This is a genomic window from Chryseobacterium sp. MMS23-Vi53, assembly GCF_047651245.1.
GTDB lineage: Bacteria > Bacteroidota > Bacteroidia > Flavobacteriales > Weeksellaceae > Chryseobacterium.
Map to the genome: position 1 here is coordinate 77,392 of NZ_CP180265.1, position 23,581 is coordinate 100,972.

Consider the following 23,581-nt stretch of genomic DNA (forward strand, 5'->3'; position numbering starts at 1 on the left):
TCCTTTAAAAAAATTTTAACGGCCTTTTTGAAAGAAATTATAAAGTAATTTTATGATGGCTTTTTGCTGTTTATATATGACCAAAAAATTAGAAATATAAATAAATTAACAATATGGATTTAAAAGATTTAAAAAACGATTGGATTAATGAGTTCCAACAGCCAATGATGATTGCGGGACCATGCAGCGCGGAAAGTGAAGCTCAGATGTTGGAGACAGCGAGGAGAATCAAGGAAACAAACGCCAATGTTCCTATTTTCCGTGCAGGAATCTGGAAACCACGTACAAAACCAAACGGATTTGAAGGAGTAGGAGTTATCGGTCTGAACTGGCTGAAAAAAGTAAAGGAGGAATACGGTTTCAAAACTGCGACAGAAGTTGCCAATGCTCACCACGTTTTTGCGGCTCTTGAAGCGGATGTCGACATCCTTTGGATCGGAGCGCGTTCTACAGTAAATCCTTTTACCGTTCAGGAAATTGCAATGGCTTTGAGAGGAACGGAGAAAATTGTCTTGGTTAAAAACCCTGTAAACCCAGATTTGGCTTTGTGGATCGGAGCTTTAGAAAGACTTTTAGGACAGGGAATTAAAAATCTTGGTGTGATTCACAGAGGGTTTTCGACATACCAAAAAACAAAATACAGAAACAATCCAAATTGGCAGATTGCGTTGGATTTCAAGAGTCAGTTTCCAAATATTCCAATGTTGATCGACCCTTCACATATTTGCGGAAACAGAACCGGATTGGCAGATATTACACAGGAAGCATTAAACGTTGGTTACCAAGGTGCTATCATCGAATCTCACTGCAATCCGGATGAAGCATGGAGTGATGCTTCACAGCAAATTACACCGGAAGTTTTGGCTGAATTAATTGGTAATTTAAAAGTAAGAAACTCAGGATTAGCAGGATTTGAAGGCGATATGGGAAGACACAGAACTTTAATTTCCGATATCGATTTCCAACTAATCGATTTACTTTCTCAAAGAATGAAAATTTCTGAAAAAATCGGTAAGCTTAAAAAAGAGAATGACATCGCAATCTTCCAGCCGGAACGTTGGAAAGTGATTACAGAATATGCAACTCAAAAAGCTGGCGAAACGGGAATGTCGAAAGAATTTATCGAAAAAGTTTTCAAAGCAATTCACGAAGAATCTATCGAAGTGCAGAACAGCATTATGATTGATAGATAATTGAGTTTTAGTGTTTGAGAGTTTTAGAGATATAAGCGTAATATTTACAACGCTTTCCATAAACACTAAAACTCTCAGACACTCGAACACTCATACCTTAAAAAAACTCAAACCTAATCCGAATTCCTTATATTTGCATCATCTTAAAATATGAAAGGAAAAATCATTAAATCTACAGGAAGTTGGTATCAGGTTTTGGAATTGGAAACCGAGAAAATTTTCGAGGCCAGAATTCGAGGAAAATTTAAATTAATTAAAACCAGACTTACCAATCCGCTTGCTGTAGGGGATTTTGTGGAATTTCAGTTGGAACAGGACGATATTGCCTGGATAACGAAGATCGAACCACGCAGAAACTATCTGATCAGGAAATCTGTAAACCTTTCAAAAGAAGCTCACATTATTGCATCCAACATCGATTTGGCTTGCTTTATTTTCACCTTAAAACATCCCGAAACATCACTTGGTTTTCTCGACCGATTTTTGGCTTGTTGTGAAGCATACAACATTACTCCATTAATTTTATTCAACAAAATTGATGTTTTGCATGAAGAAGAAATCGAAATTGTAAAAGATGTAGAATTTCTTTACAACGAAATCGGTTATGATTCTTTGGAGATTTCTTCCTATTCAAGATTAAATTTAGATCAGTTACAGGAACTTCTTAGAGACAAAACGTCAGTATTTTTCGGACATTCCGGTTGCGGAAAATCTACTTTGGTGAATGCTTTACAACCTGGGTTAAATTTGAAAACTTCTGAAATTTCTGATACTCATTTAAAAGGAAAACATACAACAACCTTTGCACAAATGCATTTTTGGGACTTTGGCGGAAATGTAATTGATACTCCCGGAGTTCGAGAATTTGCTATGATCGACATCGAAAAAGAAGAAGTACAGCATTATTTTCCGGAAATCTTCAAAAAAAGAGAAGAATGTAAATATCATAACTGTCTTCATATCAATGAGCCAAAATGCGCAGTATTAGACGGATTAGAAACCGGAGAAATTCAACATTCGAGATATTCTACTTATATTAAATTAATGGATGAAGCGGAAGAAAACACTCAAAAATAATTCTGTTTTCAATTAAATTTATTTCTTAATTTTTAAAATTCTCAATAAAATTTATTGGGAAAATGTTTTCATGTATAAAAATTGACTGTAAAAATTAGAAGACCATTTTATTTTTCATCATTAAATATATTTCATAAAATCATTTTTGGATATTAATTAAACTTAATACTTCGGTACTTAAATTTTAAACACTGGTTTAATTGTTTAATATTCTTAAAGTTAGGGTTAAAATTTGGGGAATATCAGGAAATAAAAAACCCAGCCTAAGCTGGGTAAAAACTAATAACCATGAAAACTCAAATTAAACATGAGAATCGTGATAGAATAAACAATTACTGTGCCAAAGTTGAATTCATAATTTCTTAATAAAAGTTATTTTTTTGTTAAAAAAACTTTAAAATAAAAATAATAGAATTTTTTTGTATTTTTGCGCCATTAAAAAAATATACATTTATGTCTAACATTACATTCACTATGATTAAGCCTGATGCTGTTGCAGACGGACATATCGGTGCTATATTAGGTAAAATCTCAGAAGGTGGTTTCAAAATCAAAGCTTTGAAATTGACTCAACTTACTGTTGCTGATGCAAAAAAATTCTACGAAGTACATGCTGAAAGACCATTCTATGGAGAATTGGTTGAATTCATGAGCTCTGGGCCAATCGTTGCTGCTGTTCTTGAAAAAGATAACGCTGTTGAAGATTTCAGAACTCTAATTGGTTCTACAAACCCGGCAGAAGCTGCTGAAGGTACGATCAGAAAAATGTTTGCAAGAAGCATCGGGGAAAACGCTGTTCACGGTTCAGATTCTGACGAGAACGCTCTTATCGAAGCTCAGTTCCATTTTTCTGGAAGAGAAATTTTCTAAGAAAAATTATTTCAAAATAAAAAATCCGGAGATTTCATTCTTCGGATTTTTGTTTTTTTAGGATGTGGCTTCGAGTGCCTCAACTACCAGTTTTAATGAAACAGATTCTACGCAGTTGGTGTCTGAGGCACTCGAAGCTGTATATTTTACAAATTATTCTCAATGGCACCTACCTTTTCGCGATACAATTCAATTGGCTTGTCTAAAAGGACAGCGATAACGGTCATATTTTTATCCAATCTTTCCTTCGGAACATCAATATAAATAATGCCAGGTGTAGAGCTCCAGTATAATTTATTGTAAATCTTGTGATTTAGTAAAGATCCTTCTCCGACAATGCGAATTCTCGCAATTCCATTCTTGATTCCTTTCAAAGCGATTGGTCCGGTTGGAGTTCCTTCCACGAAAACATACAGGGTTTGCCTGTCTTTTGATAAAGCGGTATTACCTGAGAAATGTCCGTCTGGTAAACCTTTTTCTGTTTGATAAAGAGCTTCTGAATGTTTACTGATCCAGTTAAGAATTTCTGGATTGGTTTTAGGTGTTTTTTGAATTTTCATATCCAATCCGTCACTTGTTAAGCCGGAATTATTGAAAATATTATTTCCAGAATGTATTTGCTCTACAATTTCGAAAGTTGCCAATTTTGCATTTGGGTTTTCTAAAATTTGAGTTAAAGATGAATTTTCTTTTTTAATATTTTCGTTAAATTTAATTTTATCATTAAAACTTAATTCAATAACAGTAACATCCTGATCAAATTTTACATTAGAAAAAGATAAAGTAAGATTTCCATTATTGTCATTCTTTACATCAATTTTGGCAGTATTGTCACCTAAAATTCTGACAGATTTAGGAATTGAATTTAAACCATAAATTTTCGTAAAATCTTTCGCTTCTTCAAGATAAAGAAATAATTTTTTTCCATCTTTCGAAAAGGCAGATTTACCTTTATAATTTTCAAATGGTAAACCTTTTCTTGTTCCATAGATCGCGTCGGAATTTTTTGAAGTCCATCTCGCTAAATTCTTTAGAATTTCGACCTGTTGTTCAGGAATCGTTCCATCTGCTTTCGGACCTATATCTAGCAATAAATTTCCGCCCATGTTGATAACGTCTGCCAAAGTTCTCACGATCATGTTTGGCGTTTTATAATTTTGATCAAAAGGTTGAAATCCCCAAGCGTCATTCATGGTGTAGCACAGTTCCCAATAATCACTATGTGGCCTTACAACTGGAATTCCCTGTTCCGGCGTTTCATAATCTCCATGATTATTTAATCTTGAATTAATGATAATATTTGGGTTAAATTTTCTGAGATTTTCCAATGTTTTTGGAGCTTGCCATTCTTCGGAAGAATGCTCCCAATCGCCATCGAACCACAAAAGATCTGGTTGATATTGCTTGGAAAGTTCGCTTAATTGAGTTTGATAATAATTGACAAAATTCGCCCAACGTTGAGGATCATTCTTTATTTCGTAGCGCTTTTTTGTTCTTGTATTAATGTCATAATAGGGATGACTCCAGTCGGGAAGAGAGTAGTAGATGCCAGTTTTTAAACCTGAATTTTTGAGTTGAGAAATGAAAGGCGTTAGAACATCTTTTTTAGCTAAAGAATTCTTAGGAATTGTAGTCGCCTTTTCTGCTTTTGAATCCCAAAGTGAAACACCATCGTGATGCTTTGTGGTAATGACGGCATATTTTGCTCCGGAATCTTTAATTAATTTTACCCATTCATCAGGTTTATATTGTGAAGCGGAAAATCCGTTTAGCTGTTTCATGTAATTATCGTGGTTGATATAATTATTGAAAAAAGCCCACGATTCTGAAATTCCTTCTACAGAATAAATTCCCCAATGAATAAAAATTCCCAATTTGGCATCCTGGAACCATTCCATTTTTTTTGAATCGGAAGTTTGATTCTGAGCCTGAATTTTTCCTGTCATTAAAATCAATCCCAAAGATAATATGCTGATGAATTTACCTTTCATTTTTTTGTTTTGGTCACTAAAATAAGGAAAGGAGAATTAAAATCCTTGTTTAAAAGTCAAAGATTATGTTAAGTAAGTTGATTCGGGAATATTTTAAAATTATTATTGAATGATTTTCAGTATAATAGTTGTTTTAATGTATTATTTTTATGCTTGGATTGGTTGGAAACTAGCATAGATGCAATATATGTTTCAAAATGGTGTTTTAAGGCGCAAGGATTTTATCTTCGATAAAATTTAATTGTGCTTTTGCGAAGTAACAACACATAAAAATTTCAGCATCACATCATCAAAATAAATTATATGAAAATGACTACAATTATTCTCATCATTACAGCAACGCTGACGGCTTTGATAGCCGGACTTTTTTATGCCTATTCCTGCTCCGTTGTACTTGGCTTAGGGAAATTATCGGATACAGAATATCTGAAATCACTGCAATTTATCAATCGGGAGATTTTAAATCCTGTATTTTTTATAAGTTTCATGGGAACGGCTTTTCTGCTTCCGGTTTCGACATTTTTGTACCGAGGTCAGAGTTCTGTTTTTATTCTTTTATTAATGGCAACTTTGGCTTATCTGATCGGAGTTTTCGGTGTTACCATGTTTGGAAATGTTCCGTTAAATGATCAATTGGATAAATTTGATATTGCTAATTCTACGGCAGAAGCAATTAAAGAAATGCGCGATAATTTGAAAACAGGTGGAACTTTTTAAATAACATCAGAACTGTTTTTTCTGTAATTTCCATAATTCTAACCATTTGCGCCTGCATCTGGAATAAAGCTGATTAGCTGAAAATATTAATTAAAATTTGAGATAAGTAGAAATACTTATGTTAAAATACCGTGTTTTTACGGATGTTTTTGTAAGATTTTATTACCATATTTACATCAGCATTAGACAAGGAAATTTAGCATTAAAGTCTTCAAAAAACTAATAACCATTAAAGGCTCAGATTTTCAAAGAAGAAAGGCAACTCGACGCAGCTGCCTTTTCTCTTGTATGTATTTAAAGAATTAAATCTTCAGTAATTCAATGGTTCTTTCAGGACTATCTGCAGAAAAAACTGCATTTCCTGCAACCAAAACATCAGCTCCGGCTTCGAAAAGTTTTGCTGCGTTATCGAGATTTACACCTCCGTCAATTTCAATTAAAGCTGTTGAATTATTACTTAAAATCAAATCTTTTGTTTCTGCGATTTTCTTGTATGTATTTTCAATGAATTTTTGTCCTCCAAATCCTGGATTTACACTCATTAACAATACCAAATCTACATCAGCAATAATATCTTCCAGCATCAAAACAGGGGTGGAAGGATTTAAAACAACTCCCGCTTTTGCTCCCAAATTTTGAATATGATGAATCGTTCTGTGAAGGTGAGTACAAGCCTCATAGTGAACGGAAACCAAGTCTGCACCGTGGTTTATAAATTCTTCCACATATTTTTCCGGTTCTACAATCATCAAATGTACATCTACAAATTTCTTTGCATGCTGCTGAACTGTTTTCATAACCGGAAAACCAAACGAAATATTAGGAACAAATCTGCCGTCCATCACGTCCACATGAAACCAGTCGGCTTGCGAATTATTCAGCATTTCGATGTCTCTTTGCAGATTCCCAAAGTCTGCAGATAAAAGGGAAGGAGCAATAAGCTTCGTTTTCATTTACTTTTTACTTAAATATTTAGATCTTAGAAGTTAGAAATTAAAGGTTAGAATAAAACTAACTTCTAAGAGTTTAATTTCTAAATTCTTTTTTTAATGATACTTCAATTTCATTTCCGGCTGGATTTTCAAAATCGTTTCGTAGATCAGCTTAATTACATTTCCAACGTCTTCTTTTGATACCATTTCTACTGTTGTATGCATGTAACGCAAAGGTAACGAAATTAATGCACTCGGAACTCCGCCGTTAGAATGTGCAAAGGCATCCGTATCGGTTCCTGTTGCTCTGCTTGCCGCTGCTCTCTGGAAAGGAATTTCTTTCTTTTTAGCTGTATCAATGATTAATTCACGGATCGTATGATGAACGCTTGGTGCAAAGAAAACAACCGGTCCGTCTCCACATTTTTGGTCACCTTCTTTTTTCTTTTCGATCATTGGAGTTGTTGTATCGTGGGTAACATCGGTAACGATTGCGATGTTGGGTTTTATTGTATCTGCAATCATATCAGCACCGTACAATCCAACCTCTTCCTGAACTGAGTTTGTAATGTATAGACCGAAAGGAATCGTCTTTTTGTTTTCTTTTAAAAGCCTTGCGACTTCAGCAATCATAAATCCTCCGATTCTGTTGTCTAGTGCTCTACAAACGAAATAACGGTCATTTAATTCAAAGAATTCATCGGGGTAAGTGATCATACAGCCAACGTAAACTCCCAATTCTTCAACTTCTTTTTTGGATGTCGCTCCGCAATCAATAAAGATATTTTCGATTTTTGGAGTCGGTTCGTTCTGGTTGGCTCTTGTGTGGATCGCAGGCCATCCGAAAACTCCTTTTACAATTCCTTTCTCTCCATGAATATGCACAACTTTTGAAGGTGCAATGGTCTGATCTGAGCCTCCGTTTCGGATAACGTAGATCAATCCGTCATCGGTAATGTAGTTTACATACCATGAAATTTCATCAGCATGAGCTTCAATCACTACTTTAAATTCAGCCTCTGGATTGATTATCCCATAGCAAGTTCCGTAATGATCCACTTCAATTTTATCGACATATGGCTTTATATAATCCATCCAGATTTTTTGTCCTTCATGTTCATAACCTGTTGGTGATGAAGTGTTTAAGTATTTTTCTAAAAATTTCAAAGATTTCTTTTCAAATTTCATAAAAAGGAATGATTTTTGCGTTTAATTTTGCTTATAATACGCGTAAAAATAATGAATTTTAGTAAGATTGTTTGTCTTTTTCTTTTCTTTTTTGGGGTCAGTATTTCGGCTCAGAAGGATTCCGTTATTGCGAAACCTTTAAGTCAATACCCTGCAGAGCTGTTGAAGGTAGATGAATTTGGAAATAAATATTTCTATGACGAAAGGCAAAAGGCCAGGATCTATGAGATTAACGGGGAAACTGTTGTTGTTATGGATGAGCTAGTGTTGCTTAATAAACCGAAATTCAATAATCAATTAGACAGAAATTATTACTATTTCTTAAACAAAAAACTGTATCGTGTTTATCCTTTGTTTCTCACAGCTTTACAGCAATACAGAGATATTCAGGGAGAAATGACGAATATGGACAGTAAGGCAAAGCGAAAATACATTAAAGACCGTCAAAATATGCTTGCGGATCAATACGAAAAGCAATTGCGTGATTTGACAACCACTGAAGGTCAGGTGTTTACAAAGTTAATGAATAGGGCAACAGGAAAAAATGTTTACGAAATCATTAAAGAAATGAGAGGTGGATGGAGTGCTTTTTGGTGGAATGTAAAAGGAAAAATGGCAGATATTGATCTGAAAGACAAATACAATCCGCACGAAAACAGAACCGACGAATTTTTGGAGTCCCTGCTTCAATCTAACTGGAATTCAGGGTATTTGCAACCTTATCCGGGAGCAAGTGAATTCAGAGTCTCACGATAAAAATAATAATTAGATAAAGAAAATTCCTGTAAATTTTACAGGAATTTTTCTTTTAATTTATCGAAAACAATTTTGTCTACGGGTAAAGGAAACGGATTGTGGGGTGTATCAATATCAATCCATTCTGTTTTTTCGATGCAGGGATCCATGATCAGGAAATCTTCTTCATTTACGATATTCACGATATAATAGATGGTAAGCAATTGTTCATTCTCTCTGAAACGCGAAACCAAAAAATCTTCCTGCGTATAAAGATGCTCTACAACTTCTACTTTTACATTCAGCTCTTCATCGAATTCTCGATGTAAACATTCTATTAATCCTTCGCCATATTCCAGTCCGCCACCCGGAAATTTCATTAAAGGTTCACCTGCGTACTCTTCAAATAATGTTAAAACTTTTTTATCCTTCACCGCACAGGCATACACTCTAATGTTGATCTTATCTATCATATTTAATAATTTGTAAAGCTAATGTAGGAAATTTTGCTGGATGCTGGAAGCGGAAGCTGGAAGTTTTAAAAAGATGGTGAGCTGGAGGTGAACCATTAACCTTATGATAATTTTTTTAAAGCTTTTTCCCACTTTCCACTTTATCTTTTTTTCCGCTTAGCTAAACAAAAGGATGCCATTACAATCGGGACTAGGGTTGCAGTCCGCCGTCATTTCGATGAACAAAGTGAAGATGCAATCTCATGGAATAAAGTACAAAGTTTGTCATCCTGTCAAGGATCTAGATTCCTCCGAAATGACAAACTTTGAGAATAATTTTTTTAAACCTCAATATATAATAAGGTATAAGCTCAAACTTTTGTAGATAATAAAGCAGTTAGTAGCATCCTCAAACTTCCATCCTATAGTTTAACCGCATTAATCATCTCTCTTTTTCCCGGAGGTCCTGCTTTCTTCTCCACTTTAAAATTTAGGTCTTGAAGAATTCGTCTTACACTGCCTTTTGAAGAATAGGTTGTTAAAAGTCCGTTAACTGCCATTTTGTCGGAAACCATTTCAAACAGAGGTTTTTCCCAAAGATCGGGTTGTACTCTCGCTCCAAAACAATCGAAGTAAACAAGATTGATTTTAGGTAAGTCTATGTTTTTCAATTCAAAAAAGTCACATTCTATCTTTTTTAAGTTGAAACCACTAATAATTTCTACTGAATTTTCCCACTCTGCCAGATGAATTTTTTGATAAATATTTTTGAATTCCGGGTTGTCGAAGAGCTCAAAATATGCCAAATCGTTCATTTCTGATTCATTTATGGGATATTTTTCTAGTGTATAATAGTTGATGACATGACTTTTGTCAGTTTTTAAATATTCATTAATTGTCACTAAAACGTTCAAACCTGTTCCAAAACCGAGTTCTAAAATATTAATTTCGTAATCATTTATAATATTTAGTCCATTTTTGATAAACACATGTTCTGCTTCCTGAAGTGCACCGTGATGAGAATGGTAGTTTTCATTTAAATCATTGATAAACAATGTTTTGCTTCCGTCGTTTGTGGTCTTAATTTCTCTTTTCAAGCTATTTTTTTACAAATTTACTCTAAAATTTTTATATTTAGAAAATTATGTTAAATTTGTAGAACATCATAAAAAATTTTAGAAATGATAATTCAAAAAACTGAAAACTCCAGAATTTCTACATTCGACCCGAATAATTTTTCATTTGGAAATACTTTCATAGATCATATGGTGATTTGTGAGTATGAGGATGGAAAATGGGGGGATGTAAAATTAGTTCCTTATGGTCCTTTAGCTTTTACGCCTGCAATGATGGGGGTAAACTACGGACAGGCTTGTTTTGAAGGTATGAAAGCTTACAAAGACAAAGACGGACAGGTTTTCCTTTTCAGGCCTGAAAAGAATTTTGAACGTATCAATAAGTCGGCAAAGCGTCTTGCAATGCCTGAAGTAACGGAAGAAATGTTTTTGGATGGACTAAAAGCATTAGTAGATATAGATAGAGAATGGATTCCTCAGGGAGAGGGGATGTCTTTGTACATCAGACCTTTGATTTTCGCTACAGAAGAAGCTTTGAAAGCAAGAGTTGCTAATAAATATATGTTTGCCATCGTTGCAACACCTGCAAAAATGTATTACACGGAGCCTGTTTCTGTGAAAATCTCTGACCATTATTCAAGAGCGGCGAGCGGTGGAGTAGGTTCTGCTAAAGCTGCAGGAAACTATGCTGCTTCTTTCTACCCGACTCAGTTGGCGATCGAAGAAGGATACGAGCAAATTATCTGGACAGATGACGCAACTCACGAATATTTCGAAGAAAGTGGAACAATGAATGTTTTCGTAAGAATCAACGATACAATTTATACTCCGCCGACTTCTGAGAAAATTCTGGATGGTGTTACAAGAGACAGCTTCATTCAATTAGCCAAAAAGAGAGGAATTGAAGTGAAAGTAGAGCCAATTAAAGTAAAAGATGTTGTAGAAGCTCAGAAAAACGGAACTTTAAAAGAAGTTTGGGGAGTAGGAACAGCGGTTGTTACAACTGTTTTTCAGGCTTTGGGTTACAATGGTGAAAAATTGGAGTTACCAAGACTTTCAGACGAGGAAAGCTACGCTGTTCTTTTGAAAAATGACTTGGTTGATTTACAAACAAACCTTTCAGAAGATCCTTTCGGATGGAGAGTTTTGGTTGACCATGTATTGGAAACAGTTTAATTTAAACTTAAAAATAATTGAAAGTCGGGAATTTTTCTCGACTTTTTTTGTTTTTATAATGTCGGATTTACGGTCTGTCATTCTGAACGGAGCAAAGTGGAGTGAAGAATCTATATTAAAGTTTTTCTTCTAATTTATTTTTCATACACTTTGTCTTTCCGTAGGAATCTAAGCTTGAATTTTTCCAGATTATTTTTCTAATACTATGCTTAGATCCTTGACAGGATGACAAGCTTTGTGAATATTTTTCAACTGTTGAAATAAAAGTCTGCAACCATAGCCCTGATTGCAACGACATCCTTTTTCTGAATAGGTTTTGAAAAAAAGCGTCGGCGAAAAAGATATAGTGGAAAGCAGGATAAAGCTTCAAAAAAATATTAAATTAGTTTATTTGAAAAATTGCAACAATCGTAATTGAGATCCTTCGACTGCTTCGCGCTCAGGATGACAGCAAAAATGTTAAAATTTTTAATTCAATAAGTTCATCAAGTTTTGTAATTGATTCCCGAAATGTGTATTTTCGCAAAAGTTTATGAAAAAAATTCTCTTCATATCGGTATTAAGTTTACTGAGCTGCAGCAAAAATGCGCAGACTCATCCACCTGTTGGCGGAGTTTTGAGCAAAGATGATCTTAATGTTTCCAGAGAGCGAATGAAAAATCTCAACGCGCAGGAAAGAATGCATATTCAGGAATGGATTAATGATCAACCTGTGAAATTTTACCCTACACAGCTTAATTACTGGACGAATACCCAAGGTTTTGATCAAAGACAGAGAAGACAGGACAATACAGTGATTTCCTATTCTTATGATCTTTATGATTTCAATGAAACCAAAATTTATGACCAGCCGATTGAAAGGAGAGAGGCTAAATTCGGACACTTTGATGAATTAAAAGCTGTAGAAGATGCTTTGCGTTTTATACATGATGGTGAGGAAGTTACGCTTTTGGTTCCATCTTCTCTTGCCTACGGAACATATGGAGACGAGAAGAAAATTGATAACGATATACCATTAATCATAAAATTAAAAGCATTATAATCAATGAAATTGTTTAACAAGAATATAATTCTGGCAGCGGCAAGTATTTCGCTGATGAGTTGTACACCAATTTATAAAAAAATGAACGTAGACAAAGAAACTTACGAAGGTCTTAATGACGGACTTTATGCAAATCTTCAAACGACCAAAGGTAACCTTATCGTAAAATTTGAAGACAAAAAAGCGCCTGTAACTGTGGCTAATTTTATTGGTCTTGCAGAAGGAAAAATCGACAACAAAGCTAAGGCTAAAGGAGTTCCTTTTTATGATGGAACGATTTTCCACAGAGTAATCAAAGATTTCATGATTCAGGGGGGAGATCCTCAGGGAACAGGAATGGGAGATCCTGGATATAAATTTGAGGATGAGAAAAACGACCTTCAACATACAGGAAAAGGGATTCTTTCTATGGCGAATTCTGGACCCAATACAAACGGTTCTCAGTTCTTCATCACAGAAGTTGCTACACCTTGGTTGGACGGAAGACACACGATCTTCGGAAAAGTGGTAAAAGGTGAAGATGTAATCGATGCGATTGCAAACGTAGAAAAAGGAGCGCAAGACAAGCCTAAAACAGATGTTGTTTTGGAAAAAGTTTCTGTTTTCAGCAAGGGTGATGAGTATAAAAACTACGATCCGGCAAAAACTTTCACTGAAGGGAAAGCAAAAATTGCGGAGAATAACAAAATCGCTCTAGAAAAAGCAGAAGCTGATAAAAAGAAAAAAGAAGAAGAATTTAAAGCAAACCAGGAAAAAATGGTTGAAAACCTAAAGGCTGGAATGCAAAAAACTGAATCTGGACTTTACTATAAAATCACAAAAACAACTGACGGAAAAGCTCCAAAATCTGGTGACAATGTTTCTGTACACTATGCAGGAAAATTGGTAGACGGAACAGAATTCGATTCTTCATTCAAGAGAAACGAGCCGATTGAAATTCCTATCGGAATGGGTAGAGTAATCAAAGGTTGGGACGAAGGTATCCTTTTATTAAAAGAAGGTGAAACTGCTACTTTACTGATTCCGCCAGCAATGGGTTACGGAGAAAGAGGTGCAGGAGGAGTAATTCCACCAAATGCATGGTTGGTTTTCGATGTTGAGCTTGTAAAAGTAAAATAATTGAATCTTATAATATTCTTAAAAGCCGTCCGAAAGGATGGCTTTTTTGTTGAATAAATATATCCTCTGTAACGATTTTACTCAAACCTACGACAGATTCTATTGAAATACAACGTCACTTAGAGTAGGTTTTGACAAAAACCGTATCGAGAAGTTTAATTAAAATCAAACTATGAAAACCAAATCACTTCTATTCCTGTTCGTTTTATCATCGTTTGTAGCTTTTGCGCAAACCAAAGTCAGTCCTGAAGAATCGAACATAAAAAAGTCGCTTACTTATTTTGTGAATAGTGTTAAAGATAAAAAGATAGAACAAGGAGTAAACTGCATCTATCCAAAATTTTTTACCATCATTCCGAAAGATCAGATGACTCAGCTTTTGAATATGACTTACAACAATCCTTTCATGAAAATCGAAGTGCAGGATTTAAAATTTGGATCGATCGGAAAACCTGAGCTTATTGACGATGAATATTTCTCTATTGTCAATTATTCTTTTAAGCTGAAATGCAATGTCAATTCGATGAATGAAGACATGAAAAAGAAAATCAACGCTGCATTAACCAATAAATATGGTAAAGAAAATGTGAAATATCTAGCGAATGAAGGCATCTATCTCATTAATGCGAATATGAGAGCGTGTGCCATATCCAAAGACAGAAAATACTGGAAATTTGTAATGGTTGAAAAGGAATATAAAAAACAACTGGTGAAAGTTTTGCCACAGAAAATTATTGATAAGATTTAAATTTTATTTTTTTTTAATAAAAAGATTTTGATGTATTTTCTGGTTAAAGAAAAACATTTTTATTAAACAATTCTTACTTAAGGATAAAATTAATTTTTAAAATTATAATAATTGAAATTTTACACTTTAAAAATGGTTTATTTGTATTTTTAAATGGCATACTTAATGTAATATTTAAAAATCAGCATTGTTTATTGATAAATTGATTTTATATTTGCCCTTTATTTTAAAAACACAAATGGCTACTTCATTTTGGAATAAGCCGTTAAATATTCAAAAATTTAAATAAATAGTTTGTCTCATAATAAGCTATTTATAAGAATATGTTGCGCAACAGAAAGGTAGGATAAAACTGAAAACCTGCCGCCGAAAGGAAAGTTAAAATATTTCTCTGTTGAAATTTTTAACAAAATAAGTAAGAAAATGAAAAAAAATTAAACGCGATGAAAAAACTTTTTGTTTTATCAGCTTTTGCACTGTTTGCAAGTGCATCTTTAACTAATACACAAGTACAAGCTAAAGGTGGACAAATCTATTTAATTGATGGTTGCTATTACGTAGTTGAGCACCATAGTGTACTTTGGGGATTATTTGAATGGGATACCAAAGATTTAATAGGTTGTGGAAGTGGTTTTAATTAATAATTAAACAATTAGCCTAAGAGACTGTTTGTAAAAGCAGTCTCTATTTAACAAATGAAAAACATAATAAAATTCTTCATATTTTTTTTAACTGTCTTTACTTATGCACAGAAATTAGAAAAGGATTCTTTACATAAACAAATTAAGGACATCGAAACGGTTGTCATCAATGATAGAGATTATGAAAAAATTGCTTATTCTTTCGCGCTAAAAAAAGAAATTAATTCCAGATTAAGATCCATTAATCCAAATTCAGCTTATGAAATGGGGTTGAGGTTTAATAATAATTTAGGAAAAAAAGGAATTTTAAGTAATGTTATATTATTTTTACATAAGACTGATTCTGAAGGTATACTTACTGATTTAGAAATAAACATCTATAAAATAGATACATTAACAAATAAACCTGGAGAAAAACTAAATAAAGAACAAATTGTATATACTCCTAAAACGAAAAAGAGAGGAAATGTAAAAATTAATATTGAAAATTTTCGTATACCTTTTCCAATTGAAGGAGTTGTTGTAACTATTAAGTGGCTACCAACAAAAGCACATGATAAAGCTGTTGGCCCTGCGATAAGATTGACAAATTATACGGAAAGACTAACTTACACTAGGTTTGATAATGATACAACAAAATGGAGTAATGCTTTAAATTTTTCAACTAAGAATGGCGTATATACAAATGTTATGATGGGTCTAGAAGTGTACATTAAAAAAAGAAAAAATAATGAATAAAAAATACCTGTACATCATTATTGCCTTTTTAGTATTAATTGTTATCTGTCTCTTAACTTATAAAACTTCTGAAAAAATAGTTTTCAATGGAAGTAAAGAAATGATTATTCATGACTTTGGTACTTTGGATAAAAATAAGATTTCAGTTTATGAGTATACATTTAAATATATAAATAAAAGGTATGATAGTTTAAAAGTATACGGCGTAAGAGACGGTTGCGATTGTACAGAAAGTAAAGTAAAGACGGGACTTTATTTTAGAAACGATACGATTTCAGTTAAAATAAAATATGATCCAACTAAGTATAATGATAATGGAATTACTGTTAAACAGTTTTTCTTAATTACCAATAAAAGTGTATCAAAATTTGATACGATATTTCCTTTGGCTTTAAAAGGGGTTGTGAAATAGAAAAGCGATTTAATAATTAAAATTAATTTTTTGATTATTAAAAAACCTTATTTTAGTCCAAAATAACCCAATGAAAAAAATCCTCTACACGCTTCTTCTATTCTCAACAATTTCAATTTCCGCGCAGGGGAAAAGATTCTTTGAAAATGGGGAAGTGCAGCTTAAAAATCCGGTTGAGAAAATCAATCTGCGGTTTGAAAGCAACCTTCCTTTTGTGAAAGTGAGCATTAATGGGAAAATCTATAACTTTTTATTTGATTCCGGTGCACCGACGGTGATTTCTCACGCCATTTATGACGAACTGGAACTCAAGAAAAAATACAAAAGATCGGTAAAAGATTCCAATGAAAAAACGCAGGAGCAGATCTTTACAGAGCTTCCGGAAATGCTTGTAGATAACCTTACCTTCAAGAAAGTAGGCGCAATTGTTCTGGATCTTAATTCCGCGGAGTTGGGATGTCTGAAAGTTGATGGGATTTTGGGAGCCAACCAGATGGCAAAGCTTTTCTGGAGAGTAAATTATACAGAAAACTCATTAGAAGCAACCCGTGATCTAACTCTTTTCGATCTCAAAGATTACAAAACCATTCTCCCCTTTGACCCGAAACCCCAAAAAACTCCGGTTGTGAAAACCAGACTTTTTGATAAGGAGATCGATCTCACTTTCGATACAGGATTTTCAGGAAGAATTGAGGTGACAGAAGAAAAATTCAACATCAAAAAAACCAGCCGTGCCGTGGAAACTTACGGAACAAGATCTATTGGTGCATTTGGTGCCGCAAAACCCGTGAAAGGCTATATTTTCCGGGTAGACTCAATGAAATTAGGCAATACAATATTTCAGAATGAGCTGATTTCCACCAGCGCTTCCGACCTTATAGGAAACGAGTTCACCAAAGACTTTTCCTTTATTTTGGATTGGAAAAACAATAAGGTGTATTTCAAGCCGATCAAAACCATAGCTCCAAAACTGGAGACCTTTGGTTTTAGCTATCGTTTCATCGATGCGAAACCTGTTGTGGCTTTTGTGTTTCAGGAAGAAAATTTTCCGTTAAAAATTGGCGATTCAATTATCAGCATCAACAATATCAATCTGGAAAATCTCAATAAAGATTCAGCTTGTCAGTATATGATCAACAGAATTGAAAAAAATCAGTCCAACATCGATATTAAAATCAAAAGAGACGGTAAAATTCTTGATTTTAAAATGGAAAGGAAAGAATATTTGAAGTAATTTTATTTGGAGCTTTATCCCGCTTTCGCTACTCGCTTTTTCAGGATTCGGCTCGGCGGCGAAGCCGCCGAGCCGAATCCTGAAAAGAGCTCAAACATGCCGCTCAATCGGGGCTAGGGTGGAAGTCATCCATTTAAATATTCGAAATATCCACGAAGTTTGTCATCCTGAAAGGATCTAAGCGTAGTATTAGAAAATAGTATGGAGCGATTCGAGCCTAGATCCCTGCGGGATGACAAACTTTGTGGTAACTTTGGAAAATAAAAAATTAGACTCAATAAAAACAAAAAACCGTTCCTAAAAAGAGAACGGTTTTTCTTGTAAAATTGAAATTGAAAAGTTATGAGTGTCTGTCAAATCTTTTTTTGATATATAGACTTTTATTTTTCTCGTTCAATGATCCGATGAATAATAAACTGAAGCCCATGTAAGCTACAAAAGCGATCAGATAAATCATCAGACTGTTGAAACTGATTTTAGATACAAATATCAACACTGAAAACAGTGCAAATCCAATTAGTAAAATAATACTCCAAACTTTCATTTTTAAAGAATCTTCTTGACCTTTAAACATTGTTTCCATTAAATTCTTCATCATAAATTACTTTTAATTGTTAAACTTTCTTTATTGCCAGTTCGTCTGGCTAAAACCGTACTCGAAAAATACGTTCTGCCGTTGTTCAAAATAGCAAGTACATCGGTGTAAAAAGGGTTACTTTTTACGTTGGCTAAGGTTACGATGTAGTTCGCCATCTGTCTGTAATCGTGAGTCAGGGTTTTTCTCAATCCCTTCACATCATAGGTTTGTTTCTGCGACGTTTGGTAAGAACGTTTTGCAAAAATGCTGTTAAATTCAGCATTAGAATCAGATAAATGATTAGCAAATTTCACGATACCCAATGCAGAAATATGGAAGCTGTATTCTGAAGAGAGCAGTTTTTCGACAAGCGTATTCAGCCTGTTGGTTTCTTCTTCGTAAGATGCATGTTGTACGTTTTTGTACTGGTTCAGCAATAATCTTATTGTTGTGTATGCATCTTTTTCGGTCTGAGTTTTTGCATTCCTGTAAGGTCTTACAGCGTCTCTCAAAGCCTGTAGATCTCGGTCTCTTACGGCATCTGCTTCTGCAATTTTTGCAGATTCTTTACTCGCTCTTATTTGGTCGAGCGCAGCGTTGTACGTAGAGATTTGTGCCTGAATATTATCAAACATTCTCTTAAAATCCAGATCTGTATTAGCGTCTAAAGTTGAGCTGTTGAAATCCTCAAAGAATCGGACAATAAATTGCCCAAACTCAGCATGGTGTAACCTCGGATAATCCAAGGACATTAATTTTTTCATCGTATTGTTGTGTTTTTGTAAGACTTTTTACTCAGCCATTATCATGCCAAAAATGGGTTTTCTATATTAATTATTAAATAGTTAGATAAAATCTACAAATATTGTCATTGCGATGAGCATAGCGAAGAAGCAATCTCAATAATTATTTTTCATAAAAACAGTTTCATCCCGTCAGACTTTCAGACGGAACAAACCAAAACAAAGGAAGCCCGTCTGAAGTTCAGACGGCGAGAAATTATTGAGGTTCTTACTTTCTGAACTTCAGACGAGGAAAAATAGAATAGATTGAGATATTCTGATGTTCAGACGATGCAAACCTATATTTTGGAACAATGTTCATGAATATCGATGGGTAATTTTTACCTTTAGTGCAGGAAATGACGAACCATGAAATTTGAAAACGATCATCTAGAGCCTATTGATAGTATTTTTAATACATCAGATATTTTTTCAAAGTTTGTCATTCCGTAGGAATCTAAGCAAAGTATTATAAAATAAAATGGAAAGATTCGAGTCTAGATTCCTACGGAATGACAAATACTGTAAATATTTTCTAATGCTTAATTAGACGACATCCATAGCCCCGATTGTAGTGGCATCCTTTTTTGTTGCGGCTGGAGCAAAGCGGAAGCCGTAATGAAAAAGATATAGCGGAAAGCGGGATTAAGCTCCTAAAAAAAGTTTAAGTTTAAAACAAAATATAATTTCTTTGTTTATCCGAAAGATTGGGAGATTAAATTTTATAATCCTAAAACGAAATCTTTGATTAGTTTAGAAGAATGGAGAGAAAGAAACAAAACAAAAAACCGCCCCTAAAAAGGCGGTTTATATATTTACCAGTTCTTATCAATCATATAAATAATCTGCGTAAGTGTACTCGCTCCAAGCAGTAATTCTCGGCGATTCACCTTTTCAAAAGTATCTTCTTCCGTGTGGTGAATATCAAAATATCGCTGAGAATCGGGAACCAATTCTGCAGTCGGAACACCCATATCGTGAAGCGGATAAAGATCTGTCCCCGAATACGTGTTTTTAAAATCATAAACACCGTAAGGAATAAACAGATTCGCCCAACTTTGAATTTGCTTTCTCTTCTCGTTATCCATTTCCAGAGAAATTCCTCTCGGAGTAAAACCTCCCGCATCGGTTTCGATGGCAAAAAGATGCTTTTCGTTGTTGTCTTTAGCTACTTTTCCGTATTGAACGCCACCTTTTACACCATTTTCTTCATTCGCAAAACAAACCACACGAATTGTATGATTATTTTGAATTCCAAGCTTTTTGAAAGTTCTTAAAACCTCGATGCTTTGTACAATTCCGGTTCCGTCGTCATGTGCGCCTTCGCCAACATCCCAAGAATCCAAATGTCCGCCAACAACGATGACGCTTTTATCTCTTTTACCCGTGATTTCTCCGATGACAGAATGTGAAAGTTTTTCACCTTTCATTCCGCAGTTGGAGTTTAATTTTGCAGTAACTTTTTGTGATTTTAAAAGAGCTTCCAATTCATCGGCTGTTGTGTTTCCTATGGCAACGGCTGGAAGTTTGGTGTCGTTCTCATAACGCATTGCTCCCGTATGCGGAACGTTATCAAAAGCCGAAGAAAGTGAACGAATGATGGCAAATTTTCCGCCTTTTCTGGCTGTTAATGAAGCTGCTGTGGTTCTGTATTTTGCAGCATCACTGTATCCTCTGAAAGTTTCAATATAAGACTGACTGAAAGGATAATTAAAGAAAACAATTTTGCCCTTTACCTGATCCCGCGAAAGTTTTTCGTATTCTTCCATCGATTTCACCATAATGATTTCTCCTGAAACGTCTTTTCCGCCAGTTCCTTCAGAATTTCCTAATGAAAGCATTTTCAGGCTTTTCCATTTTCCGTTGGAAGTCTGGATCTGTAAAGATTCTTTTCCTCTTTCCCAAACCGGAATCATCACTTCCTGTAACCAGACTTTGTCTGCTCCTGCATCACGAAGTTTTTGTTCCGCCCATTTTACCGCTTTTTCGTAAGATTCTGAACCGCTTAATCGGTGGCCGATGTTTTTAGTTAAATCTCTTAATTCGGTGTAACCTTTACCGTTATTTAATATTTCCGTAGAAATTTTTGCAAATTGTATAGAGTCTTCTTTTGTCTGACCAAAAACAGCCATGCTTAGAAGTAATAATGATGTTCCTACTATCTTTTTCATTTTACCAATTTTTATCAACCATGAAAATCATTTGTGTCATTGCAACCGCTCCCAGAAGAAGCTCTCTTTTGTTCACCTTATCGAAAGTATCTTGCTCTGAATGATGATAATCGAAATATCTTTGGGTGTCTACAACAAGCTCTGCCAAAGGAATATCCAGTTTTTTCAAAGGAGAAATATCCTGAATGGCTTCTGTCTGATCAAAATCATAAAGGCCATAAGGAAGAAAATATTCTTTCCACGGATAAACCAGCCTTCTTCTTTGGGGCGACATATCAAGAGAAAACCCTCTCGGAGAATATCCTCCTGCATCTGTTCCTAAAGCAAAAACGTGTTTTTCTTCTTTCTTTTTTACGTAAGCTGCATACATTTCACGACCTTGTCCGCCGTTTTCACTATTAGCATATAAAACCACTCGAATCGTGTGATTATTTTCATAACCGAGCGCTTTCAATGTTCTTAAAACTTCGATGCATTGGACAACTCCAGTTCCGTCATCAATCGCACCTTCACCAAAATCCCATGAGTCTAACTGAGCGCCCAAAACAATCACTTTAGAATCTTTTTTACCCTGAATTTCAGCAATAATATTAGGATTGGTTGTGTCACCTTTTGATTCGGCAGTCATGTTGATTTTTGCTGTGACTTTTTGCTTTTTTAAAGTTTTTTCCAGTTCATCCGCAGATCTTACACCAATTGATAGGGCAGGAATTTTCACCTTGTCATCCGGCTCGTAGTAAATCATTTTGGCGTGTGGAGTATCGTCATTAGCTGTTGTTAATGATCTTATAATTAATGCTTTTGCTCCTGTTTTAGCAATAACAGAAGCAGAAATTAATTTGGATTTTGCAGTTAATAGATATGAATCACTTGTATTAATAATTTTCGGATCCATCGGAACGTTTACGAAAACTATTTTGTCTTTTAACTGACCGATTGACATGGCATTAAGTTCATTCGTGGAATTAATTAAAACAATTTCTCCCACAAGATCTTTTCCGCCCGTTCCTTCAGAGTTTCCGAAAGAAAGCATTTTGATGTTTTTCCAGTCTCCATTTGCTGTTTTTATTTGCAGAGATTCTCGTCCGCGAACCCAAACCGGAGCTTTGGCTTCCTGTCTCCAGATCATATCAATCCCGATTTCCTTGAACTTTTTTTCTGCCCATTCTACAGCCTTTGTATAACCTGGAGTCGCACTGAAACGCGATCCGATGCCTTTCGTAAGTTCACCGAGATTATCATAAGCTTTACCATTCGTCATGATCTCGTCGGAGATCTTTTTAAATTCGTCGTGATAGTTAAGCTTTACAGGAATAGCCGGTCTGCTGAAGGGCTTTTTCTGAGGTTTTTTTTGAGAAAATAAAAATCCACCCAAAAAGAGTGGAATTATAATGAAGACTTTTTTCATTTTTTATTTACCTTTCTTTTTCCGTTGCTAAAAGTAAGGAAAAATTGGTGATTTATTACTGTTTCATGTCGTACATTAGCAATGCTGTAACCAATTTTGGCTCAATGAATGTACATTTTGGGGGCATACTTAGTTTTAGATCCGAAATTTTAATCATGTCATTGAAACTTACAGGATAAATTCCAAATCCTACCTTTCCTTCGCCAGCGTCTACTTTTTCTTTTAAAAGATTTATTCCTTCGATGTTGGAAGTTCCTTTTACATAAGAAATTTTCTCCGAGCTGTCCGGATCTTCGATTTTCAAAATATCTTTAAAAATATATTTGTCTAAAAGATGGTGATCCAAATTGTCTAAAGACATTTGTGGGGAACGAAGATCATGCTTCACGTGAAGAGAGTAGAATTTACCATCCATATACATCGAAATGTGGAATTTCTGGGAAGGATAATATGCTGTTTCACCTTTTTCATGAATCAGGAAATATTTTTCCAGTTCTTTTAAGAATTCTTCATTCGATAAATCATTAATATCAGTTACAATTCTATTGTAATCGTGAATTTTAATCGATTGGTTTGAAACAATAAAACTGTAGACAAAATTGTAGGCTTCCGTACCATTATGTCTTTTGTTTTTGTCTTTGTGATGTTTAGCATTCAGAGCGGTAGAGCCGATTCTGTGGTGTCCGTCTGCGATGTAGAAAGAGTCGATCTGGTCGATTACTTCTTTAAATTGCTGCAGTTTCAGACGGTTATCGATTCTCCAGATTTTATGTCTGATTCCTTTTGTATCCACATGATTGAAAATCGGAACGTTTTTCTCTTCATGATTCATCAATAATTCAATCTTTGAATTTGCTGGATACGTTAATAAAACAGGTTCAGCCTGAAGGTTTACCTTCTCAAGATAATGCGCCAGTTTTTCTTTTTTCTGAGGAATAGTACTTTCGTGTCTCTTAATTTTCCCGCTCCAGAAATCTTCGATGCTTGCTAATCCCAAAAGCCCTCTGAAAACCTGTTTATTAGGGTAAATTTGCTCATAAAGATAATATGCAGAACTATCCTGAACAAGTTTTTTCTCATCCACCAGTTCTTCAAAAGTCGATCGGATTTTCCTTAAATTCCTATCAATATCTTTAGATTTACTTACAACATAAGGTTTTATCATATTAATGTAAGTATTTTCAACTTGAGCTTTCTCCGCTATCTCTTCCTGGGTGAAGTTATCCAAAGGGTGAGTAGGGAAGGTGCTCTCATAGTCTTTATGAGGTCTTATTCCACGGAAAGGTTTAAAAACAGGCATAT

The 23,581-nt window shown here is 34.6% G+C and carries 23 protein-coding genes; 13 read left to right on the forward strand and 10 right to left on the reverse strand.

Annotation, left to right across the window (positions count from 1 at the left end; translation table 11 throughout):
- The first annotated feature begins 113 nt into the window (after window positions 1-113).
- From ACKX2A_RS00370 to ACKX2A_RS00380, 3 genes are all read left to right on the forward strand, one after another.
- Entirely contained in the window at window positions 114-1,193 is a 1,080-nt protein-coding gene (locus tag ACKX2A_RS00370; protein WP_415327039.1) for a chorismate mutase, read from the forward strand.
- 150 nt (window positions 1,194-1,343) lie between these two features.
- Window positions 1,344-2,270 carry a ribosome small subunit-dependent GTPase A gene (gene rsgA / locus ACKX2A_RS00375; RefSeq protein WP_415327040.1) on the forward strand — a complete coding sequence of 309 codons (927 nt, stop codon included), beginning with the start codon at window positions 1,344-1,346 and terminating at the stop codon, window positions 2,268-2,270.
- 453 nt (window positions 2,271-2,723) lie between these two features.
- Window positions 2,724-3,140, forward strand: a complete 417-nt coding sequence (locus ACKX2A_RS00380; RefSeq protein WP_072959412.1) for a nucleoside-diphosphate kinase — start codon at window positions 2,724-2,726, stop codon at window positions 3,138-3,140.
- Between the two features lie 146 nt (window positions 3,141-3,286).
- Here ACKX2A_RS00380 and ACKX2A_RS00385 read toward each other — a convergent pair whose 3' ends face one another.
- Window positions 3,287-5,131 carry an alpha-L-fucosidase gene (locus ACKX2A_RS00385; RefSeq protein WP_415327041.1) on the reverse strand — a complete coding sequence of 615 codons (1,845 nt, stop codon included), beginning with the start codon at window positions 5,129-5,131 and terminating at the stop codon, window positions 3,287-3,289.
- A 303-nt stretch (window positions 5,132-5,434) separates the two neighbouring features.
- Between ACKX2A_RS00385 and ACKX2A_RS00390 the strand changes: the two genes are divergently transcribed.
- Window positions 5,435-5,848 carry a DUF1772 domain-containing protein gene (locus ACKX2A_RS00390; protein WP_415327042.1) on the forward strand — a complete coding sequence of 138 codons (414 nt, stop codon included), beginning with the start codon at window positions 5,435-5,437 and terminating at the stop codon, window positions 5,846-5,848.
- A gap of 302 nt (window positions 5,849-6,150) precedes the next feature.
- Here the strand turns inward: ACKX2A_RS00390 and rpe are convergent, their stop codons facing one another.
- Window positions 6,151-6,801: a ribulose-phosphate 3-epimerase gene (gene rpe / locus ACKX2A_RS00395; protein WP_415327043.1), complete on the reverse strand. Its 651-nt coding sequence runs from the start codon at window positions 6,799-6,801 to the stop codon at window positions 6,151-6,153.
- 93 nt (window positions 6,802-6,894) lie between these two features.
- Window positions 6,895-7,968 carry a M42 family peptidase gene (locus tag ACKX2A_RS00400; protein ID WP_415327044.1) on the reverse strand — a complete coding sequence of 358 codons (1,074 nt, stop codon included), beginning with the start codon at window positions 7,966-7,968 and terminating at the stop codon, window positions 6,895-6,897.
- A gap of 51 nt (window positions 7,969-8,019) precedes the next feature.
- On the opposite strand from ACKX2A_RS00400, the gene ACKX2A_RS00405 reads away from it, so the two are divergent.
- Window positions 8,020-8,724, forward strand: coding sequence for a DUF4294 domain-containing protein (locus tag ACKX2A_RS00405; protein WP_415327045.1), 705 nt, complete (start codon window positions 8,020-8,022; stop codon window positions 8,722-8,724).
- Between the two features lie 35 nt (window positions 8,725-8,759).
- On the opposite strand, the gene ACKX2A_RS00410 is transcribed toward ACKX2A_RS00405, so the two are convergent.
- Window positions 8,760-9,176, reverse strand: a complete 417-nt coding sequence (locus ACKX2A_RS00410; protein ID WP_415327046.1) for an NUDIX domain-containing protein — start codon at window positions 9,174-9,176, stop codon at window positions 8,760-8,762.
- A 401-nt stretch (window positions 9,177-9,577) separates the two neighbouring features.
- Window positions 9,578-10,252, reverse strand: coding sequence for a tRNA (5-methylaminomethyl-2-thiouridine)(34)-methyltransferase MnmD (gene mnmD / locus ACKX2A_RS00415; RefSeq protein ID WP_415327047.1), 675 nt, complete (start codon window positions 10,250-10,252; stop codon window positions 9,578-9,580).
- 84 nt (window positions 10,253-10,336) lie between these two features.
- On the opposite strand from mnmD, the gene ACKX2A_RS00420 reads away from it, so the two are divergent.
- From ACKX2A_RS00420 to ACKX2A_RS00455, 8 genes are all read left to right on the forward strand, one after another.
- On the forward strand, window positions 10,337-11,407 hold the full coding sequence (locus ACKX2A_RS00420; RefSeq protein WP_415327048.1) for a branched-chain amino acid aminotransferase: 1,071 nt from the start codon (window positions 10,337-10,339) through the stop codon (window positions 11,405-11,407).
- Between the two features lie 532 nt (window positions 11,408-11,939).
- Window positions 11,940-12,449: an FKBP-type peptidyl-prolyl cis-trans isomerase gene (locus ACKX2A_RS00425; protein WP_415327049.1), complete on the forward strand. Its 510-nt coding sequence runs from the start codon at window positions 11,940-11,942 to the stop codon at window positions 12,447-12,449.
- Between the two features lie 54 nt (window positions 12,450-12,503).
- Window positions 12,504-13,568 (forward strand): peptidylprolyl isomerase, encoded by a 1,065-nt coding sequence (locus ACKX2A_RS00430; RefSeq protein WP_415329515.1) that lies wholly within the window; start codon window positions 12,504-12,506, stop codon window positions 13,566-13,568.
- Between the two features lie 172 nt (window positions 13,569-13,740).
- The gene (locus tag ACKX2A_RS00435) at window positions 13,741-14,316 is read left to right on the forward strand and encodes a hypothetical protein (protein ID WP_415327050.1); all 576 of its coding nucleotides are present in this window, start codon (window positions 13,741-13,743) and stop codon (window positions 14,314-14,316) included.
- A gap of 443 nt (window positions 14,317-14,759) precedes the next feature.
- Complete coding sequence (locus tag ACKX2A_RS00440; protein WP_415327051.1) at window positions 14,760-14,957, forward strand: hypothetical protein; 198 nt, start codon at window positions 14,760-14,762, stop codon at window positions 14,955-14,957.
- Window positions 14,958-15,011: 54 nt separating this feature from the next.
- Window positions 15,012-15,695 carry a hypothetical protein gene (locus tag ACKX2A_RS00445; RefSeq protein WP_415327052.1) on the forward strand — a complete coding sequence of 228 codons (684 nt, stop codon included), beginning with the start codon at window positions 15,012-15,014 and terminating at the stop codon, window positions 15,693-15,695.
- Window positions 15,688-16,107, forward strand: a complete 420-nt coding sequence (locus tag ACKX2A_RS00450) for a DUF1573 domain-containing protein (RefSeq protein ID WP_415327053.1) — start codon at window positions 15,688-15,690, stop codon at window positions 16,105-16,107. The genes ACKX2A_RS00445 and ACKX2A_RS00450 overlap by 8 nt, the downstream gene beginning before the upstream one ends.
- A 70-nt stretch (window positions 16,108-16,177) precedes the next feature.
- Window positions 16,178-17,341, forward strand: a complete 1,164-nt coding sequence (locus ACKX2A_RS00455) for a retropepsin-like aspartic protease (RefSeq protein ID WP_415327054.1) — start codon at window positions 16,178-16,180, stop codon at window positions 17,339-17,341.
- A 340-nt stretch (window positions 17,342-17,681) separates the two neighbouring features.
- Here the strand turns inward: ACKX2A_RS00455 and ACKX2A_RS00460 are convergent, their stop codons facing one another.
- From ACKX2A_RS00460 to ACKX2A_RS00480, 5 genes are all read right to left on the reverse strand, one after another.
- Complete coding sequence (locus tag ACKX2A_RS00460; protein WP_415327055.1) at window positions 17,682-17,939, reverse strand: hypothetical protein; 258 nt, start codon at window positions 17,937-17,939, stop codon at window positions 17,682-17,684.
- Window positions 17,936-18,682 (reverse strand): DUF6261 family protein, encoded by a 747-nt coding sequence (locus ACKX2A_RS00465; protein ID WP_415327056.1) that lies wholly within the window; start codon window positions 18,680-18,682, stop codon window positions 17,936-17,938. Before ACKX2A_RS00465 ends, ACKX2A_RS00460 begins: the two co-directional genes overlap by 4 nt.
- Window positions 18,683-19,515: 833 nt before the next feature.
- Window positions 19,516-20,871: a M20/M25/M40 family metallo-hydrolase gene (locus tag ACKX2A_RS00470; RefSeq protein ID WP_415327057.1), complete on the reverse strand. Its 1,356-nt coding sequence runs from the start codon at window positions 20,869-20,871 to the stop codon at window positions 19,516-19,518.
- Between the two features lies 1 nt (window position 20,872).
- Window positions 20,873-22,279: a M28 family peptidase gene (locus tag ACKX2A_RS00475; RefSeq protein ID WP_415327058.1), complete on the reverse strand. Its 1,407-nt coding sequence runs from the start codon at window positions 22,277-22,279 to the stop codon at window positions 20,873-20,875.
- Between the two features lie 55 nt (window positions 22,280-22,334).
- Entirely contained in the window at window positions 22,335-23,579 is a 1,245-nt protein-coding gene (locus ACKX2A_RS00480; RefSeq protein WP_415327059.1) for a DUF1015 domain-containing protein, read from the reverse strand.
- Window positions 23,580-23,581 lie beyond the last annotated feature (2 nt).

Bases quoted from the DNA above. Each gene is read 5' to 3' on its own strand.
- ACKX2A_RS00390 (WP_415327042.1), top strand. From the start codon at position 5,435: ATGAAAATGACTACAATTATTCTCATCATTACAGCAACGCTGACGGCT.
- rpe (WP_415327043.1), bottom strand. From the start codon at position 6,801: ATGAAAACGAAGCTTATTGCTCCTTCCCTTTTATCTGCAGACTTTGGG.
- rsgA (WP_415327040.1), top strand. From the start codon at position 1,344: ATGAAAGGAAAAATCATTAAATCTACAGGAAGTTGGTATCAGGTTTTG.
- ACKX2A_RS00475 (WP_415327058.1), bottom strand. From the start codon at position 22,279: ATGAAAAAAGTCTTCATTATAATTCCACTCTTTTTGGGTGGATTTTTA.
- ACKX2A_RS00480 (WP_415327059.1), bottom strand. From the start codon at position 23,579: ATGCCTGTTTTTAAACCTTTCCGTGGAATAAGACCTCATAAAGACTAT.
- ACKX2A_RS00430 (WP_415329515.1), top strand. From the start codon at position 12,504: ATGAGTTGTACACCAATTTATAAAAAAATGAACGTAGACAAAGAAACT.
- ACKX2A_RS00445 (WP_415327052.1), top strand. From the start codon at position 15,012: ATGAAAAACATAATAAAATTCTTCATATTTTTTTTAACTGTCTTTACT.
- ACKX2A_RS00410 (WP_415327046.1), bottom strand. From the start codon at position 9,176: ATGATAGATAAGATCAACATTAGAGTGTATGCCTGTGCGGTGAAGGAT.
- ACKX2A_RS00440 (WP_415327051.1), top strand. From the start codon at position 14,760: ATGAAAAAACTTTTTGTTTTATCAGCTTTTGCACTGTTTGCAAGTGCA.
- ACKX2A_RS00435 (WP_415327050.1), top strand. From the start codon at position 13,741: ATGAAAACCAAATCACTTCTATTCCTGTTCGTTTTATCATCGTTTGTA.
- ACKX2A_RS00455 (WP_415327054.1), top strand. From the start codon at position 16,178: ATGAAAAAAATCCTCTACACGCTTCTTCTATTCTCAACAATTTCAATT.
- ACKX2A_RS00405 (WP_415327045.1), top strand. From the start codon at position 8,020: ATGAATTTTAGTAAGATTGTTTGTCTTTTTCTTTTCTTTTTTGGGGTC.
- ACKX2A_RS00465 (WP_415327056.1), bottom strand. From the start codon at position 18,682: ATGAAAAAATTAATGTCCTTGGATTATCCGAGGTTACACCATGCTGAG.
- ACKX2A_RS00450 (WP_415327053.1), top strand. From the start codon at position 15,688: ATGAATAAAAAATACCTGTACATCATTATTGCCTTTTTAGTATTAATT.
- ACKX2A_RS00370 (WP_415327039.1), top strand. From the start codon at position 114: ATGGATTTAAAAGATTTAAAAAACGATTGGATTAATGAGTTCCAACAG.
- ACKX2A_RS00470 (WP_415327057.1), bottom strand. From the start codon at position 20,871: ATGAAAAAGATAGTAGGAACATCATTATTACTTCTAAGCATGGCTGTT.
- ACKX2A_RS00380 (WP_072959412.1), top strand. From the start codon at position 2,724: ATGTCTAACATTACATTCACTATGATTAAGCCTGATGCTGTTGCAGAC.
- ACKX2A_RS00420 (WP_415327048.1), top strand. From the start codon at position 10,337: ATGATAATTCAAAAAACTGAAAACTCCAGAATTTCTACATTCGACCCG.
- ACKX2A_RS00400 (WP_415327044.1), bottom strand. From the start codon at position 7,968: ATGAAATTTGAAAAGAAATCTTTGAAATTTTTAGAAAAATACTTAAAC.
- ACKX2A_RS00460 (WP_415327055.1), bottom strand. From the start codon at position 17,939: ATGATGAAGAATTTAATGGAAACAATGTTTAAAGGTCAAGAAGATTCT.
- ACKX2A_RS00425 (WP_415327049.1), top strand. From the start codon at position 11,940: ATGAAAAAAATTCTCTTCATATCGGTATTAAGTTTACTGAGCTGCAGC.
- ACKX2A_RS00385 (WP_415327041.1), bottom strand. From the start codon at position 5,131: ATGAAAGGTAAATTCATCAGCATATTATCTTTGGGATTGATTTTAATG.